The sequence below is a fragment of the Nonomuraea sp. NPDC001684 genome (genome assembly GCF_053596515.1).
Map to the genome: position 1 here is coordinate 1 of NZ_JBSFGJ010000617.1, position 4,464 is coordinate 4,464.

Annotated in this window: 8 protein-coding genes; 3 read left to right on the top strand and 5 right to left on the bottom strand. The window is 72.8% G+C overall.

Translation table 11 applies throughout. From position 1 onward, the window contains the following. A partial coding sequence (gene map / locus ACWCSD_RS48575; protein ID WP_449925953.1) for a type I methionyl aminopeptidase occupies positions 1-792 on the bottom strand: 792 nt, incomplete at its 3' end. 32 nt (positions 793-824) lie between these two features. Here map and ACWCSD_RS48580 point away from each other — a divergent pair. Next, complete coding sequence (locus ACWCSD_RS48580) at positions 825-1,001, top strand: hypothetical protein (RefSeq protein ID WP_352323881.1); 177 nt, start codon at positions 825-827, stop codon at positions 999-1,001. Between the two features lie 7 nt (positions 1,002-1,008). On the opposite strand, the gene ACWCSD_RS48585 is transcribed toward ACWCSD_RS48580, so the two are convergent. After that, positions 1,009-1,668 (bottom strand): cyclase family protein, encoded by a 660-nt coding sequence (locus ACWCSD_RS48585; protein WP_449925956.1) that lies wholly within the window; start codon positions 1,666-1,668, stop codon positions 1,009-1,011. Next, positions 1,665-1,916: a CBU_0592 family membrane protein gene (locus ACWCSD_RS48590; protein WP_397162291.1), complete on the bottom strand. Its 252-nt coding sequence runs from the start codon at positions 1,914-1,916 to the stop codon at positions 1,665-1,667. The genes ACWCSD_RS48585 and ACWCSD_RS48590 overlap by 4 nt, the downstream gene beginning before the upstream one ends. A 73-nt stretch (positions 1,917-1,989) precedes the next feature. On the opposite strand from ACWCSD_RS48590, the gene ACWCSD_RS48595 reads away from it, so the two are divergent. Further along, complete coding sequence (locus ACWCSD_RS48595; RefSeq protein WP_352353485.1) at positions 1,990-2,931, top strand: LysR family transcriptional regulator; 942 nt, start codon at positions 1,990-1,992, stop codon at positions 2,929-2,931. Between the two features lie 39 nt (positions 2,932-2,970). On the opposite strand, the gene ACWCSD_RS48600 is transcribed toward ACWCSD_RS48595, so the two are convergent. Continuing rightward, positions 2,971-3,549 (bottom strand): hypothetical protein, encoded by a 579-nt coding sequence (locus ACWCSD_RS48600; RefSeq protein ID WP_358294258.1) that lies wholly within the window; start codon positions 3,547-3,549, stop codon positions 2,971-2,973. Between the two features lie 102 nt (positions 3,550-3,651). On the opposite strand from ACWCSD_RS48600, the gene npdG reads away from it, so the two are divergent. Then, positions 3,652-4,305, top strand: a complete 654-nt coding sequence (npdG, locus tag ACWCSD_RS48605; protein WP_358294256.1) for an NADPH-dependent F420 reductase — start codon at positions 3,652-3,654, stop codon at positions 4,303-4,305. On the opposite strand, the gene ACWCSD_RS48610 is transcribed toward npdG, so the two are convergent. Beyond that, on the bottom strand, positions 4,302-4,464 hold a 163-nt coding region (locus ACWCSD_RS48610), incomplete at its 5' end, for a response regulator transcription factor (protein WP_449925962.1). The genes npdG and ACWCSD_RS48610 overlap by 4 nt on opposite strands.

Genomic DNA, 4,464 nt, shown 5'->3' on the forward strand with positions numbered 1-4,464 from the left:
CTGGGCCGTGCGCTTGCGGTCCTTGGTCACCGCGGTCCACTTGTCGGGCCAGATGTCGTAGTCGATCGTGCCCAGCGTGAGCATCGGCTCGATGGTGAACGTCATGCCCGGCACCAGCTCCACCCGCAGCGACGGGTCGTCGTAGTGGGGGACCATGAGGCCGGAGTGGAAGCTCGTGCCGATGCCGTGGCCGGTGAAGTCGCGCACGACGCCGTAGCCGAAGCGCTTGGCGTACGCCTCGATGACGCGGCCGACCACGTTGAGCTGGCGGCCGGGGGCGACCGCCCTGATGGCCCGCATCATGGCCTCGCGGGTGCGCTCGACCAGCAGGCGCGACTCCTCGTCGACCTCGCCCACCAGGTAGGTGGCGTCGGTGTCGCCGTGGACGCCGCCGATGTAGGCGGTGATGTCGATGTTGACGATGTCGCCGTCGCGCAGCACGGTGTCGTCGGGGATGCCGTGGCAGATGACCTCGTTGATCGAGGTGCACAGCGACTTGGGATAGCCCTTGTAGCCCAGCGTGCTGGGGTAGGCGCCGTGGTCGATCAGGAACTCGTGGCCGATGCGGTCGAGCTCGTCGGTGGTGACGCCCGGGGCGATGTGCCGGCCGACCTCTTCGAGCGCCTGCGCGGCGATGCGGCCCGCCACGCGCATGCGCTCGATGATCTCGGGGGTCTTCACGTCGGACTCGCCGGTCGTGGGGCGCTTCTTGCCGACGTACTCCGGCCGCTCGATGTGGGCGGGGACCTTCCGGACGGGCGAGACTCGCCCGGGCTGGAGCAGTGTCGTCATGAAACACGAGTCTACGGGGCAGAATTGACCATGTGAGCGAAGGCCAGTGGTGGTTCTGTCTCAAGCACATGCGGGTCGAGCCCGACCAGGGCTGCCCCAACAAGGACCGGATGGGTCCCTACGCCTCGGAGGAGGAGGCGGCGGGCGCGTTGCAGCGCGCCGCCGACCGCAACAAGGCGTGGGACGAGGCCGAGCAGGAGGACGAGTGACCCCCGCCTACGGCACGACGGCGTAGGCCCGCACGGGGAAGGTGCCCATGCCCGCGATCATCGGGGGCGCGGCATGGAACCTGAACCCCTCCGCGGGCAGCGCCGACAACCCCGTCAGGTGCTCGACGATCGGGATCCCCGCCTTCAGCAGGATCGTGTGGGCGGGGCGTTCGCCGTGCGGCGGGGTGTCGTCGATGTTGAGCGAGTCGATGCCGACCAGCGCCGCGCCCTGGTCGGCCAGCCACGCCGCCGACTCGGGCGCCAGATACGGGTGGTCGCGGAAGTAGGCGGCGGTGCCGAAGTGGCGGTCGAAGCCGGTGTGGATCAGCACCGCCCGGCCGCGTACGTCGAGCGCGGTGTCGGGCGCGGTGTCGAGCACCACCTCGCGGCCGTCCCCCGAGGCCGGCACGACCAGGCCGGGCAGGTCGGCCAGGCTGCTCAGCGGCACCTGCGCCAGGTCCTGGCCGCCGGCGTAGCGGTGGTGCGGGGTGTCCAGGTAGGTGCCGGTGTTGGCGGCCAGCGTGATCACGCCGATCTCGAACTCGGTGCCCGGGGCGTAGACCTCGCGTGAGTCCTCCCTGCTCAGATGGGTGCCCAGCGTCGGCCCCGGGACGCCGGGATAGGTGGTCATGCCCTCGGTGATGCGGTGGCTGAGTTCGACGATCATGTGGCGGCTCCCACCCGGACGAGTCGGACGAGGGCCACCGTGCCGATGGCGGCCCAGACGAGGTTCAGCCCGGTCGAGGGCCAGGCGGCGTTGTAGGCGCTGTTGACCATGAGCCCGAGCGCGCCGAGCAGGTTGACGACCTGGTACGTCGCGCCGTCGCCGGACAGCCGCGCGGACGAGACCAGGGCGTACCCGGCCAGCAGCAGGGCGGCTCCGGCCCAGCCGACGGCGTCGAGGAGGAGATCCATGGCCGATATTCTCTGGATTTTTGGCCTTAAAGCACAAATAAAGAAAGCTAAAGGTAGACGTAAGCTGACCTGCATGGATATTGATCCTCGACGCCTGCGTGTCCTGCACGAGGTCGCCCGCCGCGGCGGCGTGATGCGCGCGGCCGAGGCGCTGTTCCTCACCCCCTCCGCGGTCTCCCAGCAGCTCGCCCAGCTCGAACGCGAGGTCGGGCTGGCGCTCATCGACCGCTCCCAGCGCCGCGTCTCGCTCACCCCGGCGGGACGCGTGCTCGCCGGGTACGCCGAGCGGGTCGAGGAGGAGCTGAGCGAGGCCAGGAAGGAGCTGACCAGGTTCACCGAACGCCTGGCCGGGCCGGTGCGGATCGCGGCCTTCCCCACGGCGATCAAGCACATGCTGGTGCCCGCGATGCGCGCCCTGGCCGAGCGCCACCCCCGCATCACGCCGGTCATCCACGAGGTCTACGGCCAGCCCGCCCTCCAGGAGCTGCGCCTGGGCGCGGTCGACCTGCTCATCACCGAGCAGGACATGAGCCTGCCGGTCCCGGCGCAGCCGTCGCTGAACGTCCGGCCGCTGCACGTGGACGAGTTCCGGGTCGTGCTGCCGCCGGACTGGCCCGAGCCGGAGTCGACGGCCGACCTGATGCGCCTGCCCTGGGTGGCCGCCGAGCCGGACCAGGCGTGCGGGCAGGCGCTCGACCGGCTCGCCGGGATCCACGGCGTCGAGCCGCGCAGGACGCACGTCGTCACCGACTTCTCGCCGGTGCTCGCGCTGGTGGCGGCCGGGCACGGGGTGGCGATCGTGCCCGCGCTGGCCCTGCTCGACGTGCCGGAGGGCGAGGTGCGGGTGAGCGAGGTACGGGAGGTGGGGGCGCGCCGCCTGGACGCGGTCACCCGGGTGAGCAGGACGCGGTCGGGCGAGCCGGACCCGGTGCAGGCGGTGGTGATCGGCGCCATCGAGGAGGCCACCGAGAACCTGCGGGCCGCCCTCGGCCCTCGCCTCGCCGCCCAGCCCTGACCTGCGAGCCGCCCTCGGCCCCTGGCCCGCGGCCGCGTCCTACTCCGACAGGCGGGGGCCGCTGACCTTCTCCAGCAGGCGGGCCAGGCGCTCGCGCAGCCCCGCCCGCCGCTCGACCTCACCGGCCGCCGCGCTGACCAGGTGCTGGGCGCCGTCGAAGGTGATCAGCCCGGTGGCCGGGACGGCGATGGAGTCGTGGGCCAGCCCGCTCAGCTCGGAGTCGGCGCCCTCGATCGCCAGGATGGTGGCCCCCGTACGGCGGGCGTCGTCGACGCGTTCCAGCAGCGGCACGGGCGCCGCCTGCTCCGACAGCACGAACAGGGTCTCGCCGCGGCCCGCCTGCCGCAGGCGGTCGAGGCCGACGCGCAGGTGGGCGGGGGCGTCGGCGGGCGGCGACCAGCGGATCAGGGTGGGGGCGAGCTGCGGCAGGCCGGAGAACCTGGCCTCGTCGCTGAGGTGGGCGGTGACGTGCCAGGGCTCGTCGTCCGGGGGGCCGACGAGCAGCAGGCCGCCCGGCGAGCGGGTGGTCCGCAGGGCCAGGCCCAGCTCGCGGGTGCGTTCGAGCCAGCCCGTCGTGGCCAGGAGCTCGCGCAGGAATGCCACCGAACCTGAGTCCATGCCTCCATGGTGCACGAGGAGCGCGGCGGAGGTGGCCCGTTCGCCGCCGGGTGGCGCCCCCGGGCTGCGGACCGCGCCGCCGGGGCTGGCATGATCGGAGCCATGACAGATGTGAACGGGCTCTCCATCGCGATCCTCGGCGGCACCGGCGACCAGGGGAAGGGGCTGGCGCGGCGGTTCGCGCTGGCCGGGCACACGGTGCTGATCGGCTCGCGCAGCGCCGAGCGGGCCCAGGAGGCGGCCGGCTCGATCGGCTCGGGCGCGCGGGGCGGGGCCAACGCCGACGTGGCGGCCGAGGCCGACGTCGTGATCGTGGCGGTGCCGTACGAGGGGCACAAGGCGCTGCTGGAGTCGTTGCGCGCCGAGCTGGCCGGGAAGATCGTGGTCGACTGCGTCAACCCGCTCGGCTTCGACAAGCAGGGCGCCTACGCGCTGCCGGTGGAAGAGGGCAGCGCCGCCCAGCAGGCCGCCGCGGTGCTTCCCGAGAGCCGGGTCGTGGCGGCCTTCCACCACGTGTCGGCCGTGCTGCTGATGGACCCCGCCGTGGAGAAGGTCGACCTCGACGTGCTGGTGCTCGGCGACGACCGCGAGGCGACCGACACCGTGCAGGCGCTGGCCGAGCTGATCCCGGGGGTGCGCGGCGTCTACGGCGGCCGGCTGCGCAACGCCCACCAGGTCGAGGCGCTGACCGCCAACCTCATCTCGATCAACCGCCGCTACAAGGCCCACGCCGGGCTGCGGGTCACCGACGTCTAGAGCCAGCCCGCGTCCTCGGCGACGCGGACGGCGTCGATCTTGTTGCGGGCGCCCGTCTTGGTGATCGCGGCCGTGAGGTAGTTGCGCACCGTGCCCGGCGACAGGTGCAGGCCGGCGGCGATCTCCTCGGCGGTCGCGCCCCTGGCCGCCTGCCGGAGC

Bases quoted from the DNA above. Each gene is read 5' to 3' on its own strand.
- ACWCSD_RS48590 (WP_397162291.1), bottom strand. From the start codon at position 1,916: ATGGATCTCCTCCTCGACGCCGTCGGCTGGGCCGGAGCCGCCCTGCTG.
- npdG (WP_358294256.1), top strand. From the start codon at position 3,652: ATGACAGATGTGAACGGGCTCTCCATCGCGATCCTCGGCGGCACCGGC.
- ACWCSD_RS48585 (WP_449925956.1), bottom strand. From the start codon at position 1,668: ATGATCGTCGAACTCAGCCACCGCATCACCGAGGGCATGACCACCTAT.
- ACWCSD_RS48595 (WP_352353485.1), top strand. From the start codon at position 1,990: ATGGATATTGATCCTCGACGCCTGCGTGTCCTGCACGAGGTCGCCCGC.
- ACWCSD_RS48600 (WP_358294258.1), bottom strand. From the start codon at position 3,549: ATGGACTCAGGTTCGGTGGCATTCCTGCGCGAGCTCCTGGCCACGACG.